15 protein-coding genes and 2 tRNA genes are annotated in these 15,955 nt (G+C 64.6%); all 17 read right to left on the bottom strand.

Annotated features, from left to right (window positions below; all coding sequences use genetic code 11):
- Window positions 1–17 precede the first annotated feature (17 nt).
- Window positions 18–1,532 carry an NADH-quinone oxidoreductase subunit M gene (locus tag OJF58_RS24530; protein WP_300780494.1) on the bottom strand — a complete coding sequence of 505 codons (1,515 nt, stop codon included), beginning with the start codon at window positions 1,530–1,532 and terminating at the stop codon, window positions 18–20.
- Window positions 1,533–1,537: 5 nt separating this feature from the next.
- Window positions 1,538–3,508: an NADH-quinone oxidoreductase subunit L gene (gene nuoL, locus OJF58_RS24535; protein WP_300780495.1), complete on the bottom strand. Its 1,971-nt coding sequence runs from the start codon at window positions 3,506–3,508 to the stop codon at window positions 1,538–1,540.
- A 16-nt stretch (window positions 3,509–3,524) separates the two neighbouring features.
- Complete coding sequence (gene nuoK / locus OJF58_RS24540; RefSeq protein ID WP_300780496.1) at window positions 3,525–3,833, bottom strand: NADH-quinone oxidoreductase subunit NuoK; 309 nt, start codon at window positions 3,831–3,833, stop codon at window positions 3,525–3,527.
- On the bottom strand, window positions 3,830–4,447 hold the full coding sequence (locus tag OJF58_RS24545) for an NADH-quinone oxidoreductase subunit J (RefSeq protein ID WP_300780497.1): 618 nt from the start codon (window positions 4,445–4,447) through the stop codon (window positions 3,830–3,832). The genes nuoK and OJF58_RS24545 overlap by 4 nt, the downstream gene beginning before the upstream one ends.
- A gap of 19 nt (window positions 4,448–4,466) precedes the next feature.
- Window positions 4,467–4,955 (bottom strand): NADH-quinone oxidoreductase subunit NuoI, encoded by a 489-nt coding sequence (nuoI, locus tag OJF58_RS24550; RefSeq protein ID WP_300780498.1) that lies wholly within the window; start codon window positions 4,953–4,955, stop codon window positions 4,467–4,469.
- Between the two features lie 11 nt (window positions 4,956–4,966).
- Window positions 4,967–6,004, bottom strand: coding sequence for an NADH-quinone oxidoreductase subunit NuoH (nuoH, locus tag OJF58_RS24555; protein WP_300780499.1), 1,038 nt, complete (start codon window positions 6,002–6,004; stop codon window positions 4,967–4,969).
- A 4-nt stretch (window positions 6,005–6,008) separates the two neighbouring features.
- The gene (gene nuoG, locus OJF58_RS24560; RefSeq protein ID WP_300780500.1) at window positions 6,009–8,057 is read right to left on the bottom strand and encodes an NADH-quinone oxidoreductase subunit NuoG; all 2,049 of its coding nucleotides are present in this window, start codon (window positions 8,055–8,057) and stop codon (window positions 6,009–6,011) included.
- 15 nt (window positions 8,058–8,072) lie between these two features.
- Window positions 8,073–9,356 carry an NADH-quinone oxidoreductase subunit NuoF gene (gene nuoF / locus OJF58_RS24565; protein WP_300785395.1) on the bottom strand — a complete coding sequence of 428 codons (1,284 nt, stop codon included), beginning with the start codon at window positions 9,354–9,356 and terminating at the stop codon, window positions 8,073–8,075.
- Window positions 9,357–9,358: 2 nt separating this feature from the next.
- Entirely contained in the window at window positions 9,359–9,940 is a 582-nt protein-coding gene (gene nuoE, locus OJF58_RS24570; RefSeq protein ID WP_300780501.1) for an NADH-quinone oxidoreductase subunit NuoE, read from the bottom strand.
- A gap of 11 nt (window positions 9,941–9,951) precedes the next feature.
- Window positions 9,952–11,136 (bottom strand): NADH-quinone oxidoreductase subunit D, encoded by a 1,185-nt coding sequence (locus OJF58_RS24575; RefSeq protein ID WP_300780502.1) that lies wholly within the window; start codon window positions 11,134–11,136, stop codon window positions 9,952–9,954.
- A gap of 1 nt (window position 11,137) precedes the next feature.
- Window positions 11,138–11,734: an NADH-quinone oxidoreductase subunit C gene (locus OJF58_RS24580; RefSeq protein ID WP_300780503.1), complete on the bottom strand. Its 597-nt coding sequence runs from the start codon at window positions 11,732–11,734 to the stop codon at window positions 11,138–11,140.
- Between the two features lie 9 nt (window positions 11,735–11,743).
- Window positions 11,744–12,277, bottom strand: coding sequence for an NADH-quinone oxidoreductase subunit B (locus OJF58_RS24585; protein ID WP_300780504.1), 534 nt, complete (start codon window positions 12,275–12,277; stop codon window positions 11,744–11,746).
- Complete coding sequence (locus OJF58_RS24590; protein ID WP_300780505.1) at window positions 12,268–12,633, bottom strand: NADH-quinone oxidoreductase subunit A; 366 nt, start codon at window positions 12,631–12,633, stop codon at window positions 12,268–12,270. Before OJF58_RS24590 ends, OJF58_RS24585 begins: the two co-directional genes overlap by 10 nt.
- A gap of 39 nt (window positions 12,634–12,672) precedes the next feature.
- Window positions 12,673–12,749, bottom strand: a tRNA-Asp gene (locus tag OJF58_RS24595).
- Between the two features lie 139 nt (window positions 12,750–12,888).
- Window positions 12,889–12,964: transfer RNA gene (locus OJF58_RS24600), tRNA-Val, on the bottom strand.
- Between the two features lie 79 nt (window positions 12,965–13,043).
- Window positions 13,044–13,316 (bottom strand): HU family DNA-binding protein, encoded by a 273-nt coding sequence (locus OJF58_RS24605; protein ID WP_300780506.1) that lies wholly within the window; start codon window positions 13,314–13,316, stop codon window positions 13,044–13,046.
- Between the two features lie 177 nt (window positions 13,317–13,493).
- The gene (gene lon / locus OJF58_RS24610; protein ID WP_300780507.1) at window positions 13,494–15,896 is read right to left on the bottom strand and encodes an endopeptidase La; all 2,403 of its coding nucleotides are present in this window, start codon (window positions 15,894–15,896) and stop codon (window positions 13,494–13,496) included.
- Between the last annotated feature and the right edge of the window lie 59 nt (window positions 15,897–15,955).

A 15,955-nucleotide genomic window follows, 5' to 3' on the forward strand; every position in this document is an offset into this window, starting at 1 on the left:
TCGTCACTCCCCGCCGCTCACGGCCTTGCCGAGGCCGTGTGCGCGAGCTTGATGGCCGCGTTGTAGTCGCCGATCAGCTTGTCGACGGCCGGTGCCATCGGATCGAGAAACGAGGCGGGATAGATCCCCATCCACAGGGTGATCAGGACCAGCGGCAGGAAAACCGCGATCTCGCGGCGGTTCATGTCCAGGATGGCCTTCAGCGAGGCCTTGGTCAGCTCGCCGAAGATGATCTTGCGGTAGAGCCACAGCGCGTAGGCCGCGCCGGTGATCAGCGCGGTCGTGGCAAGGAAGGCGACCCAGGTGTTGGCCTTGAAGGTGCCAACAATGACCAGGAACTCGCCGACGAAACCCGACAGGCCCGGCAGCCCGACGCTCGCGAGCGTGAAGAACATGAAGACGAAGGCATAGCGCGGCATGCGGTGCACGAGGCCCCCATAAGCGGCGATCTCGCGCGTATGCATGCGGTCGTAGATCACGCCGACGCAGAGGAAGAGCGCCGCCGACACGATGCCGTGGCTCAGCATCTGGAAGATCGAGCCCTGCACCGCCTGCATGTTCATGACGTAGATGCCGATCGTGACGAAGCCCATGTGGGCGATCGACGAATAGGCGATCAGCTTCTTCATGTCCTCCTGCACCAGCGCGACCAACGAGGTGTAGATAATGGCAATCACGCTCAACCCGAAGATCAGCGGCGCGAAGTACTGCGTCGCTTCGGGCATCAGCGTCACCGAGAAGCGGATGAAGCCGTAGCCGCCCATCTTCAGGAGGATGGCCGCCAGGATGACGGAGCCGGCGGTCGGCGCCTCCACATGCGCATCCGGAAGCCAGGTATGGACCGGCCACATCGGTATCTTGACCGCGAAGGACGCGAAGAAGGCCAGCCACAGCCAGAACTGCCACTGGAACGGCAGATCGAGCTTCTCGAACGCCGTCGGCAGGTCGGTCGTGCCGATCTGCCAGTAGATGGCGATGATCGCCAGCAGCATCAGCACCGAGCCCAGCAGCGTGTAGAGGAAGAACTTGAAGGCGGCGTAGACGCGCCGCTGGCCGCCCCAGACGCCGATGATCAGGAACATCGGGATCAGCACGCCCTCGAAGAAGACGTAGAACAGGGCGAGATCGAGCGCGCAGAACATGCCGACCATGAAGGTCTCGAGCACGAGGAACGCGATCATGTATTCCTTGACACGGGTCTGGACCGCTTCCCAGCTGGAGAGGACGCAGATCGGCGTCAGCAAGGTCGACAGCAGCACGAAGAACAGCGAGATGCCGTCGATCCCCATGTGGTAGCCGATGTTGAGCGACGGAATCCAGGCGAGCTTCTCCTCGAACTGGAAGCCGGGCTTGGCGGCATCGAACTCACCCCACAGGACGAGCGAAAGGATGAACGTCACCAGGGAGGTGATCAGGGCGGCGCTGCGGCAGTTGCGATCGACGGCCTCCTTCGGGCCGTTGACGACAAGACAGAACAATGCTCCCACCAGCGGCAGGAACGTCACAAGCGACAGGATCGGCCAGCTCGACATCGTCCCTACCTCGGCCAGCTGAAGTAGGTCACGGCCGCCGCCACCCCGACCAGCATGGCGAACGCATAGTGGTAGAGATAGCCGCTCTGGAAGCGGCTGAGCGCGGCCGCCATGTCGCGCGAGCGCGCGGCGATGCCGTCCGGGCCCAGGCCGTCGATCAGGGCGCCATCGCCCTTCTTCCAGAAGGTGCGACCGATCGCGAGCGCCGGCCGGACGAAGATCGCATCGTAGATCTCGTCGAAATACCACTTGTTGTAGAAGAGCTGGTACAGGCCGTTGAAGGTCGCGATCGTCTTGCCCGGAAGATCCGGCCGCACGAGATAGTAGACGTAGCTGAGCGCGATGCCGGCCAGGCCCATCACGAGCGGCAGGAGCGAGCTCCAGGTCGGCACCGCATGCATGTGGTGCAGGATCTCCTCGGTCGCCTTGACGGCGATCGAGGTCGCCCAGAAGTGCTCCCAGTCACCCCCGACGAACCACGGATAGGCGACGAAGCCGGCCGCCAGCGCGCCAACCGCAAGCACGTAGAGCGGGACCAGCATCACCGCCGGCGATTCGTGGGCGTGCTCCCAGGTGTGATGGTCGCCGCGGTACTTGCCGTAGAAGGTCAGAAACATCAGGCGTGTCGAATAGAAGGCGGTCATGAAGGCGCCGACGATGCCGAGCCAATAGGCGATGTAGCCGACGTCGGTGCCCGCCCCGTAGGCCGCTTCCAGGATCGAGTCCTTCGAGTGGAAGCCGGCGAAGCCGATGCCGTGGCCGAGGATGAAGGGCACGCCGATGCCGGAGAGCGAGAGCGTGCCGATCCACATCAGCCAGAAGGTCTGCGGCGCCTTCTCCTTGACACCGCCCATCTTGCGCATGTCCTGCTCGTGATGCAGGCAGGTGATCACCGAGCCCGAGCCCAGGAACAGCAGCGCCTTGAAGAAAGCGTGCGTCATCAGGTGAAACATCGCCGCCGAATAGGCGCCGACGCCCGCGGCGAAGAACATGTAGCCGAGCTGGCTGCAGGTCGAATAGGCGACCACCCGCTTGATGTCGAACTGGGTGAGGCCGATGGTGGCGGCGAAGAAGGCGGTCGCCGCGCCGATCAGCGTCACCACCTGCGACGCGACCGGCGCCAGCTCGAACAGCGGCGACAGGCGGCACACCATGAAGACGCCGGCGGTCACCATGGTGGCGGCATGGATCAGGGCGGAAACCGGCGTCGGACCTTCCATGGCGTCCGGCAGCCAGGTGTGCAGGCCGAGCTGGGCCGACTTGCCCATGGCGCCGACGAACAGCAGGATGCAGGCCGTTTCCAGTGCCGGCAGGTCCATGCCGAGGAACTGGATGCGCATCTGGGCCATGTCGGGGCCCTTGGCAAAGATCTCCTGGAAGCCGATCGAGCCCGACAGCATCCAGACCGCCGCGATGCCCAGGGCGAAGCCGAAGTCGCCGACGCGGTTCACGATGAAGGCCTTGATGGCGGCGGCATTGGCCGACGGACGATCGTACCAGAAGCCGATCAGCAGGTACGACGCGAGCCCCACCCCTTCCCAGCCGAAGAAGAGCTGCACCAGGTTGTCCGACGTCACCAGCATCAGCATGAAGAAGGTGAAGAGGCTCAGGTACGACATGAAGCGCGGGATCGACGGATCATCGGCCATGTAGCCGACAGAATAGACGTGCACCATCGACGACACGCCGGTCACCACGATCAGCATCACCGCGGTGAGCGTGTCGACGCGCAGAGACCAGGAAACCTCGAACGATCCCGAGCCGATCCAGTCGAACAGCTTCACGACCATCATCTTGCCGTCCTCCGGCCCGAAGCCGACGCGGACGAAGATGAAGACCGACAGTGCCGCCGCGATCAGGAGCGCGGCGCAGGTGACTGTCTGGGCCGGTCGATCGCCGATCACCCGGCAGAAAAGGCCGGCGATCGCTGCGGCGACCAGAGGCAGGAAGACGATGAGCTTGATGGCAAGATCCATGATGCGTCCCCGGCCTCTAGCCCTTCATCGCGTTGATATCTTCGACCTCGACGGTGCCGCGATTGCGGAAGTAGACGACGAGGATGGCAAGCCCGATCGCGGCTTCCGCCGCCGCCACGGTGAGCACGAGCATCGCGAAGACCTGGCCTATGACGTTTCCCTGGAACGCCGAGAAGGCCACCAGGTTGATATTCACGGCGAGCAGCATGAGCTCGACGCACATCAGGATGATGATGACGTTCTTGCGGTTGAGGAAGATGCCCAGCACGCCGAAGGTGAAAAGCACGGCGGCGACGAACAGGTAGTGCCCGAGGCCGATCGTCATGACACGCCTCCCCGGGTCGGCACCTTGACGACCGTGATCGTCTCCTCCTTGGGCCGGAACAGCTGCTCGCTGATGCGCTGCCGCCGCACGCCGGGCCGGCGCCGCAAGGTCAGCACGATCGCCCCGATCATGGCCACGAGCAGCACCACGCCGGCCGCCTGGAACAGGTAGAAGTACTGCGTGTAGAGCACCTGGCCGATCGCCCGCGTGTTCTCGACCGCACCGACATGGGCGCCGGCCTGGTCGAGCGCCGCGATCGTCGCCGAACCGCCGCCGAACACGCCGAGCGCAAACAGGATCTCGGCGAGCAGCACCGCGCCGATCAACGCGCCGATCGGCAGGTACTTGAGAAAGCCGGCGCGCAGCTTGGCGATGTTGATGTCGAGCATCATGACGACGAACAGGAACAGCACCGCGACGGCGCCGACATAGACGATAATCAGGATCATCGCGATGAATTCGGCGCCGATCAGCAGGAACAGAGCGGCAGCATTGAAGAAGGCGAGGATCAGGAACAGGACGGAGTAGATCGGATTGCGCGACACGACGACCATGGCGCCGGACGCCATGGTGACGAACGCGAAGACGTAGAAGGCCAGCGCCTGGAGCAGCATGTTTCTTCCCCCGCTCCGGCTACCGGTACGCCGCGTCGGCCTGGAGATTTGCCGCGATCTCGCTCTCCCAGCGGTCGCCGTTCGCGAGCAGCTTCTCCTTGTTGTACATCAGCTCCTCGCGCGTCTCGGTCGAGAACTCGAAGTTCGGCCCCTCGACGATCGCATCGACCGGGCAGGCTTCCTGGCAGAGACCGCAATAGATGCACTTGGTCATGTCGATGTCGTAGCGCGTGGTCCGGCGGCTGCCATCCTCGCGCGGCTCGGCCTCGATGGTGATCGCCTGCGCGGGGCAGATGGCTTCGCAAAGCTTGCAGGCGATGCAGCGCTCCTCGCCGTTGGGATAGCGGCGCAGCGCATGCTCGCCGCGGAAGCGCGGGCTGAGCGGGCCTTTCTCGTACGGATAGTTGACCGTCACCTTGGGCTTGAACATGTACCTCAGTGTGAGCAGGAAGCCCGAAACCACCTCCGACAGGAGGAAAGATCGGGCGGTGCGGTCGAGAGAAGCCATCAGCGATCTCCCTATGTTCCGGGGACCCAGCCGCCGAACTGCAGCACGGCGGCGGTGAGGACGACCCATCCCAGCGAGATCGGCAGGAAGACCTTCCAGCCCAGGCGCATGAGCTGATCGTAGCGATAACGCGGCAGCGTTCCCTTGCTCCAGCTGAAGACGAACAGCAGGAACGCGATCTTGAGCGCGAACCAGACGAGGCCCGGAATCCAGGTGAACGGCGCGTAGGGGATGGGCGACATCCAGCCGCCGAGAAACAGCACCGCGCCCATGGCCGACAGCAGGATCATGTTCGCGTACTCGCCGAGGAAGAACAGGGCGAAGGGTATCGACGAATACTCGGTCTGGAACCCCTGCACGAGCTCCGCTTCCGACATCGGCAGGTCGAACGGCGTGCGGTTGGTCTCGGCCAGCGCCGAGACGAAGAAGATCACGAACATCGGCAGGAGCGGCAGCCAGAACCAGTTCCAGAACCAGCCCGACTGCGCCAGCACGACCTTCGTCAGGTTGAGCGAGCCGACGCACAGCAGCACGGTGACCAGCACGAAGCCGATCGACACCTCGTAGGACACCATCTGCGCGGCCGACCGCAGGGCGCCGAGGAACGCGTACTTGGAGTTCGACGCCCAGCCGGCGATGATGATGCCGTAGACGCCGAGCGAGGAGATGGCGAAGAGGTAGAGGATGCCGACATTGATGTCGGCGATCACCCAGCCGTCGCTGAACGGCACGACCGCCCAGGCGATCAGCGCCGTCATGAAGGTGATCATGGGCGCGATCAGGAACAGCACCGTATTGGCGCTCGACGGGACGATCGTCTCCTTCAGCACCAGCTTCAGGCCGTCCGCTATCGGCTGCAGGAGGCCGAGCGGGCCCACGACGTTGGGGCCGCGGCGGAGCTGCATCGAGGCCCAGATCTTGCGGTCGGCATAGGTCATGTAGGCCACGGCCAACAAGAGCGGCACCGTCACCAGAAGGCACTCGGCCAGGATGACGATCGCCTGGCCCAGCCAGTTGACGGTGAAGAAACGAACCAGATCGGCGTACATGCCCCTACTCCGCCGCCAGGACCTGCTGCCGCGAAGCCATGCATTCGGCCATGGTCCGCGAGGCGCGGCTGATCGGGCACGTCATGTAGTAGTTGGCGATGGGCGAGGCGAAAGCCGCGTCCGTCGTCGGGCCCGGCTTGCCGAACGCACCCCAGCCGCCGGCCGCCTGCTGGTCGAGCGCGGCGAAGCTGCGGTTGACGGCGACCAGCCGCGCCCGCACCTGGTCGAGGGAGTCGTAGGGCAACGTCTTGCCCAGGCGCTCCGACAGCGCACGCAGGATCGCCCAATCCTCACGCGCCTCGCCGGGCGGGAAGCAGGCACGGCGACCAAGCTGCACGCGGCCCTCGGTGTTCACGTAGGTGCCAGGCTTCTCGGTGTAGGCCGCCCCGGGCAGGATCACGTCAGCCCGGTGGGCGCCGGCATCGCCGTGGTGCCCCTGGTAGATCACGAATGCCTTGCCGAGCTTCTGGGTGTCGATCTCGTCGGCGGCCAGAAGATAGACGACCTCGATCGCCTTGGCCCGCGCGCCGTCGAGGATGCCTGCCACGTCCCGGCCGCCGTCGCCCGGCACCAGGCCGAGATCGAGGCCGCCGACGCGCGCCGCCGCCGTGTGCAGGACGGCGAAGCCGTTCCAGTCGTCGCGCACCGCATTCACCTTCTCGGCAAGATCGCGCGCGAGCGCCAGGACCGCCGCGCCGTCTTCGCGTGCAAGCGCGCCCATGCCGACGACGATCAGCGGGTTCTTCGCCGCGTTGAGTCGTTCGAAAAAGCCGACCTTGCCGTCGACCAGCTCGCGCAGCGTCGCCGGCCCGGCTCCGAGACGCTCGACGGCGTAGGTAAGGTCCGCCATCGGCCCGATGCTCGCAATGGCGCAGCGGCCCGATAGGTAGCGCTTGCGGATGCGCGCGTTCAGCACCGGCGACTCGAGCCGTGGATTGGTGCCGACCAGCAGGATGGCGTCGGCCTGGTCGATGCCGCGGATGCCGGGGTTGAAGATGTAGCCGGCGCGCGCGCCCGCTTCGAGCTTGGCGCCGTCCTGGCGACAGTCGACGTTGGGCGAGCCGAGGGCCGCCATCAGGTCCTTGAGCGCCACCATCGCCTCGGCGTCGCACTGATCGCCCACGATCGCGGCGATCTTCTTGCCGTCCAGGCCATCGAGCTTGCCGGCGATCGCCGCAAAGGCCTCGTTCCAGGTGGCCGGGGCGAGCTTGCCTTGCTTGCGGACGTAAGGCCGGTCGAGACGCTGATAGCGCAGACCATCGATGGCATGGCGCGTCTTGTCGCCGATCCACTCCTCGTTCACGTCGTCGTTGAGCCGAGGCAGGACCCGCATCACGACGGCGCCGCGCGTGTCGACACGAATGTTGGCGCCGAGCGCATCCAGCACGTCGACCGACTCGGTCTTGCGCAGCTCCCACGAGCGGGCCTCGTAGGCATAAGGCTTCGACGTCAGCGCGCCGACCGGGCAGAGATCGACCAGATTGCCGGAGAGCTCGCTGGTGAGCGTATGCTCGACATAGGTCGTGACCTCCATGCCCTCGCCACGGCCTGTGGCGCCGAGCTCCTCCACGCCCGCCACTTCCGTCGCGAAGCGGATGCAGCGCGTGCAGTGGATACAGCGGTTCATCGAGGTCTTGACCAGTGGGCCCAGCTCCTTGTCCGGCACCGCACGCTTGTTCTCGAGATAGCGGCTGCGGTCGAAGCCGAAGGCCATCGCCTGGTCCTGCAGGTCGCACTCCCCGCCCTGGTCGCAGATCGGACAATCGAGCGGGTGGTTGATCAGCAGGAATTCCATCACGCCGTTGCGCGCCTTCTTGACCATCGGCGTGTTGGTCTTGATGACCATGCCCTCGGCCACCGGCATGGCGCAGGAGGCGATGGGCTTGGGCGCCTTTTCCTGCTCGACCAGACACATGCGACAGTTGCCGGCGATCGACAGACGCTCGTGATAGCAGAAGCGCGGAATCTCGACGCCGGCCATCTCGCAGGCCTGGAGGACCGTGATGCCGGCCGGCACCTCGATCTCGACGTTGTCGATCTTCATCTTGGGCATTGCCTGCTCCTGCCCCTACTCGGCCGCGAGCTGTCGGGTGCGCGCCCGGATGCGGCGCTCCATCTCCGGTCGGAAGTGGCGAATGAGACCCTGGATCGGCCAGGCGGCGGCGTCGCCCAGGGCGCAGATCGTGTGGCCTTCGACCTGCTTGGTGACGTCCTCCAGCGCATCGATCTCCTCGATACGCGCATCGCCCACCACCATGCGCTCCATGACGCGCCACATCCAGCCCGTGCCCTCGCGGCAGGGCGTGCACTGGCCGCAGCTTTCGTGCTTGTAGAAGTAGGAGAGCCGCGCGATCGCTTTGATGATGTCGGTCGACTTGTCCATGACGATGACAGCCGCCGTGCCGAGGCCGGATTTCTGGTCCTTGAGCGCGTCGAAATCCATCAGGACCGTGTCGCAGATCTCCCTGGGCAGAAGCGGTACCGAGGCACCGCCCGGGATGACCGCCAGAAGATTGGCCCAGCCGCCGCGCACGCCGCCGGCATGCTTCTCGATCAGCTCGCGCATCGGGATGCTCATCGCCTCCTCGACATTGCACGGCTTGTTCACGTGGCCGGAGATGCAGAAGAGCTTGGTGCCGGTGTTGTTGGGACGGCCGAAGCTCGAGAACCAGCTCGCGCCGCGACGCAGGATGGTCGGCGCAACGGCGATCGATTCGACGTTGTTGACCGTCGTCGGACAGCCGTAGAGGCCGGCGCCGGCCGGGAATGGCGGCTTCAGCCGCGGCATGCCCTTCTTGCCCTCGAGGCTTTCGAGTAGCGCCGTCTCCTCGCCGCAGATATAGGCGCCGGCGCCGCGATGGACATAGAGATCGAAGTCCCAGCCCGAGCCGCAGGCGTTCTTGCCGAGGAGACCGGCATCGTAGGCTTCCTGGATCGCCGCCTCGAGATGCTCCGCCTCGTTGTAGAACTCGCCCCGGACATAGATGTAGCCGGCGTGGGCACGCATGGCGAAGCCCGCGACCAGACAGCCCTCGATCAGGAGATGCGGATCGTGACGCATGATGTCGCGATCCTTGCAGGTGCCAGGCTCGGACTCGTCGGCATTCACCACCAGGTAGTGCGGCCGGTCCTTCACCTCCTTCGGCATGAACGACCATTTGAGCCCCGTCGGGAAGCCGGCGCCGCCGCGGCCGCGCAGGCCCGACTTCTTGATCTCGTCGACGATGGCGTCGGGGCCGCGCTCGAGCAGCGCCCTGGTGTTGTCCCAGGCGCCGCGGGCCCGCGCGCCTGCCAGCCGCCAGTCGTGGAAACCGTAGAGATTGGTGAAAATGCGATCCTTGTCGGCGAGCATGCTCACTCACTCTTCAATGTCGTTGGCCCGCCGACCGGTGCCGATGTTTGCCGGTCGATCTGCGGCCCGGGCTTGGGTTTCTCGCCGCGGCGAAGCGCATCGAGAACCCGGCGCATCGACGCTTCGTCGAGGTCTTCGTAGAAGTCGTCGTTGATCTGCACGACGGGCGCATTCACGCAGCCCCCGAGACACTCCACTTCCTGCACGCTGAAGGTCTCGCCGTCCGCGGCCTCGCGGCAGACTTTCATCACACCCTCGGAGCCGCGCAACCAGCAGGGCGTCGTGGTGCAGACCTGCAGGAGATACTTCCCCTTCGGCCGGAGCTGGAACATCGTATAAAAGGTCGCAATCTCGTAGACGCGAATCGGCGCCATATCGAGAAGCTTCGCCACTTCGTCCATCGCCACCCGCGGCAGCCAGCCCTGCTGGCGCTGCGCAAGGTCGAGCAGGCCGATCACCGCGCTCGCCTGGCGGCCCGGCGGATACTGCGCGATCAGCGCCCTCGCCTTCTCCAGATATTCGGGCGCAAAGGCGAACGATTCGACCTGCGGCACGTCCTTCGGATCGGCGGTGATCATCGCCATCGCATCGCCTCCTAGCGGTCGATCTCGCCGAACACGATGTCGAGCGAGCCGATGTTCGCCGACATATCGGCGAGCTGATGGCCGCGGGTCATCATGTCGAGCGCCTGCAGATGCGGGAACCCTGGAGCACGAATCTTGCAGCGGTACGGCTTGTTGGTGCCGTCCGACACCAGATAGACGCCGAACTCGCCCTTCGGGGCCTCGACGACGGTGTAGGTCTCGCCCGGCGGCACCTTGTAGCCCTCGGTATAGAGCTTGAAGTGATGGATCAGCGCCTCCATCGACCCCTTCATCTCGGCACGGCGCGGCGGCGCGATCTTGCGGTCGTCGATGCGGACCGGTCCCTTCACCGTCCGAAGCGCCTTGATGCACTGCTCCATGATGCGGGCGCTCTGGACCATTTCCTCGATCCGCACGAGATAGCGCGCGAAGCAGTCGCCGGTCTTGCCGACCGGAATATCGAAATCCATGCGGTCGTAGACATCGTAGGGTTGCGCCTTGCGCAGATCCCAGGGAATGCCTGAAGCGCGGATCATCGGGCCGGAGAAGCCCCAGTCGAGCGCCTGCTGCCTGGAGACGACCCCGATGTCGACCGTGCGCTGACGGAAGATGCGGTTGTCGTTCAGAAGCACCTCGAGATCCTTCACGAAAGGATGGAACTGCTTGATCCACGCTTCCATCGAATCGAGCATGCCGTCTGGCAGGTCCTGGTGAACGCCGCCGGGACGGAAATAGTTGGCGTGCATGCGCGAGCCGCTCACGCCTTCGTAGTATTCCATCAGGAGCTCGCGCTGCTCGAAGCCCCACAGCGGCGGCGTGAGCGCGCCGGTGTCCATGGCGAACGTCGTCACGTTCAGGAGATGGTTCAGGATGCGGGTGATCTCCGCGAACAGGACGCGGATATACTGGCCCCGCTCCGGCGCCGTTATGCCCAGGAGCTTCTCGACGGCGAGCGCGAAGGCGTGCTCCTGGCTCATCGGCGAGACATAGTCCAGCCGGTCGAAATACGGCACTGCCTGAAGATAGGTCTTGTACTCGATCAGCTTCTCGGTGCCGCGATGGAGCAAGCCGATGTGAGGGTCGCAGCGCTCGACGATCTCGCCGTCCATCTCGACGACGAGCCGCAGCACCCCGTGCGCCGCCGGATGCTGCGGTCCGAAGTTCATGGTCAGCGTTTTGATCTCGACGTCGGACATGTCAGCTCGCCTTGGTCGCTTTCTCGTCGCCGGGCAGCATGCGCGGCACGTCCCCTTCCCAGGGACTGAGGAAGTCGAACCGCCGGAACTCCTGCGCAAGCTTCACCGGCTCGTAGATCACCCGCTTCTCCACGTCGTCCCAACGCATCTCGACGAAGCCGGTGAGCGGGAAGTCCTTGCGCAGCGGATGCCCCTCGAAGCCGTAGTCCGTCAGGATGCGCCGCAGGTCCGGATGATCGGAGAACCACACGCCGTAGAGGTCGTACGTCTCGCGCTCGAACCAGGTCGCCGAGCTGTAGACGGCGGCGGCCGAGGGCACCGGCGTCGCCTCGTCCGTCGCCACCTTGACGCGGACACGCTGGTTATTGCGCAGGCTCAGAAGATTGTAGACGACGTCGAACCGCTTCTCCCGCTCCGGCCAGTCGACGCCGCAAACGTCCATCAGCTCGGCGAACAGGCATCTCGGATCGGTCTTCAGGAAGGTCAAAAGCGCGATCAGCCTGTCCGGCGTCGTCTCGAGCATCAGCTCGCCCAGCCGGACCGCCACGCCGGTCGTCGCGCCGCTCTTTTGCGCAATGTAGTCGCCGAGCTCGTCCATCGCGCCCTCCTACCGGACCAGCGTACCGGTGCGGCGGACCTTCTTCTGGAGCTGCAGCACACCATAAAGCAGCGCCTCGGCGGTTGGCGGACAGCCCGGCACGTAGATATCGACCGGCACGATACGGTCGCAGCCGCGCACGACGGAGTAGCTGTAGTGGTAGTAGCCGCCGCCGTTGGCGCACGAGCCCATCGAAATCACGTAACGCGGCTCGGCCATCTGGTCGTAGATCTTGCGCAGCGCCGGCGCCATCTTGTTGCACAGGGTGCCCGCCACGATCATCACGTCGGCCGAGCGTGGGCTCGGCATGGGCGCAACGCCGAAGCGATCGAGATCATAGCGGCTCATCCAGCAGTGGATCATCTCCACGCCGCAGCAGGCGAGGCCGAACGTCAGGCCCCACATCGAGCTCGTGCGCGCCCACGAAACCAGCTTGTCGAGCTGCGATACGACGAAGCCCTTGTCGGCCAGCTCATCGTTCAGCGCACGCGACAGCGCCGCCTCGGCGGCGGGATTGGTTTTCGCGGGCGTGATCACTCCCATTCCAATGCTCCCTTGCGCCATTCATACAAGAACCCGACGGTCAGAACGCCCAGGAACAGCATCATCGACCAGAAGCCGAAGACGCCGATATCGCCGAGCGCCACCGCCCACGGAAACAGGAAGGCCACTTCCAGATCGAAGATAATGAAGAGGATGGCCACAAGGTAGAAACGCACATCGAACTGCCCTCGGGCATCGTCGAAGGGCGCAAAGCCGCACTCGAAGGGCGACAATTTTTCCGAGTTGGGATTCTGACGGGCGATCAGATAGGAGCCGCCCAGCATGGCGATCACCAGGGCGAAGGCAAGGCCGAGGAAGATCAGGATCGGAAGGTATTCCTTCAGAAGAGCTTCCATCGTCACCCCTTCCGCCCGTTGGGCTACCAGCGTCGGGGCTGGCGCGAGCGACGGGACTCGAACCCGCGACCTCCGGCGTGACAGGCCGGCGTTCTAACCAACTGAACTACGCCCGCAAAAGCCCCAAACGGCGCGCGGAGAGATAAAGGACACCCTATGGGGTGTCAAGCTTACCGCATCCGCGAGATCGTGTGTAAATGCCCGGAATATCTGAATTTTCCGCAAGGCCCGAAAAGCCTGCGCCGATATGTGCAGTGGTGGGCGATGACGGGCTCGAACCGCCGACATCCTCCGTGTAAAGGAGGCGCTCTACCAACTGAGCTAATCGCCCGCCGCCTCCTCATAGCACAGGTTCACAGGCCCGCGGGCTTCCAGTCCCCGCACGTCACGGTCGCGGTCCACAAGCAGGCTCAGTTGATGGCGTCTTTCAGCGCTTTGCTGGGTCGGAAGCGCGGCACGATCGCCGCCGGGATCTTGATCTTCTCCCCAGTCTGCGGATTGCGCCCTTCACCGGCCTTGCGCCTCGAGACCTGGAAGGTCCCGAAGCCGACCAGCAGAACCTTCTCCTTCTTCTTCAAGGATTTGGTGATCACGGTGAGGATCGAGTCGACGGCGTTGGCGGCGTCGGTCTTGGAAAGGTTGGTCGAAGCGGCAACGGCAGCAATCAAGTCGTGCTTGTTCACGGGCGATCCTCTGCAAAATCCGGCAGCGTGGACTCTAGGGGCGGCGCGAAAACGGCGTCAATGTTGAATACCATATTTTGTGGGCCAGAGGCGATCACGGTCGCATATCATGGGCCAAAAAACGAGGCCCCGGATCGTTCCGGGGCCTCGATGTGTCCAGTCAAGAAACGACGGTGGTCAATGGGCGACCATCGCCTCCGAATTCTCCGCCGGCTTCTTGGTGACCGGCTCCAGGTCGTCGGCCCACTCGATCGGCACCAAAGGCTTCACCAGGGCCCGCGCCAGCACCTCGTCCACAGTCGAGACCGGGACCAGGTCGAGACCCTTCTTCACGTTGTCGGGTATCTCGGGCAGATCGCGCTCGTTCTCCTTGGGGATCAGCACGGTCTTGAGACCGCCGCGCAGGGCGGCCAGCAGCTTCTCCTTCAGGCCGCCGATCGGCAGGACGCGACCACGCAGGCTGATTTCGCCGGTCATGGCCACTTCCTTGCGGACCGGATTGCCCGTGAGCGCCGACACGATCGAGGTGATCATGGCGACACCGGCCGATGGACCGTCCTTGGGCGTCGCGCCCTCCGGCACGTGCACGTGGATGTCGCGCTTCTCGAACATGGCCTGCTTGATGCCGAAGGCGGCTGCACGGGAGCGGACATAGGCGTTGGCCGCCTGCACCGATTCCTGCATGACGTCACCCAGCTTGCCGGTCACGGTGACGCGACCGCGGCCCGGCACCAGCACCGCCTCGACCTGCAGCAGCTCGCCGCCGACCTCGGTCCAGGCGAGGCCCGTGGTGATGCCGACCAGGTCCTCGAGCTCGGCCTCGCCGTAGCGGAAGCGACGGACGCCGGCATACTTGTCGAGGTTCTTGGCCGTGACCTTCACCTTGGCCGTCCCCTTCATGAGGATTTCCTTGGTGGCCTTGCGGGCGAGGTTGGCGATCTCGCGCTCCAGATTGCGGACGCCAGCCTCGCGCGTGTAGTAGCGCACGAGATCGCGCACGGCGTCGTCGTGGATGTCGAGCTCGTTGTCCTTCAGCCCGTTCGCCTCGACCTGCTTGGGGATCAGGTGCTTGCGGGCGATCGCCACCTTCTCGTCCTCGGTGTAGCCGGCGAGCCGTATGATCTCCATGCGGTCCAGCAACGGCTGCGCCATGCGCATCGAGTTGGCCGTGGTGATGAACATCACGTTCGACAGGTCGTAGTCGATCTCGAGGTAGTGGTCGTTGAAGGTGGCGTTCTGCTCGGGATCGAGGACCTCGAGCAGGGCCGACGACGGATCGCCGCGGAAGTCGGCGCCGAGCTTGTCGATCTCGTCAAGCAGGAAGAGCGGATTCGACGACTTCGCTTTCTTCATGCTCTGGACGACTTTGCCCGGCAACGACCCGATATAGGTCCGGCGATGACCGCGGATCTCGGCCTCGTCCCGCACGCCGCCCAGCGACATGCGCACGAAGTTGCGGCCGGTCGCCTTGGCGATCGACTTGCCGAGCGAGGTCTTGCCCACGCCCGGGGGACCCACGAGGCAGAGGATCGGGCCCTTCATCTTGTCGACCCGCTGCTGCACCGCGAGGTACTCGAGGATGCGCTCCTTCACCTTCTCCAGGCCATGGTGGTCGGCATTGAGTACGTCCTCGGCGTATTTGAGGTCCTTGATGATCTTGGTCGGCTTGCGCCAGGGGATCGACAACAGCCAGTCGAGGTAGTTGCGCACCACCGTCGCCTCGGCCGACATCGGGCTCATCGTGCGCAGTTTCTTGAGCTCGCCGTTGGCCTTCTCGCGCGCCTCCTTGCTGAGACGCGTCTTCTTGATGCGCTTCTCCAGCTCGGAGATCTCGTCGCGGCCGTCTTCGGTCTCGCCGAGCTCCTTCTGGATCGCCTTCATCTGCTCGTTGAGGTAGTACTCGCGTTGCGTCTTCTCCATCTGACGCTTCACGCGGTTTCGGATCTTCTTCTCGACCTGCAGGACGCCGATCTCGCCTTCCATCAGGCCAAGAATGCGCTCCAGCCGCTTCGACACCGAGTCGAGCTCCAGGAGCTGCTGCTTGTCGGCGACCTTCAACGCGAGGTGCGCCGAGATCGTGTCCGCAAGCTTCGACGGCTCCTCGATCTTGTTGATCGAGACGACGACCTCCGGCGGCACCTTCTTGTTGAGCTTCACGTAGTTCTCGAACTCCGAGACCACGGTGCGCGCGGCGGCCTGCAGTTCGGCCGGATCGCCGGACGCCTCCTCCATCTCGACGGCGCGCGCCTCGAAGAAGTCGGGCCGGTCGGTATAGCCCGCCACACGCACGCGCTTGCCGCCCTCGACCAGCACCTTGACGGTGTCGTCGGGCAGCTTGAGGAGCTGCAGCACGGTGCCGAGCGTGCCGATATCGTAGATATCGTCGGGACCGGGATCGTCCTGGGTCGCGTTCTTCTGGGCGATGAGCAGAATCTGCTTGTCGTCCTTCATCACCTCTTCGAGCGCCTTCACGCTCTTCTCCCGACCGACGAAGAGGGGAACGATCATGCCCGGAAACACGACGATGTCGCGCAACGGCAGGACGGGATAGACGGTACCTTGTTGGCTGGGGGCGTTCATGATGCCTCGCTACTTACACTGTTAGAGCTGTCGCGCACCCCGACCGTCATCCCCGGACA

Source organism: Enhydrobacter sp. (genome assembly GCF_030246845.1).
In the GTDB taxonomy this organism is placed as follows: domain Bacteria; phylum Pseudomonadota; class Alphaproteobacteria; order Reyranellales; family Reyranellaceae; genus Reyranella.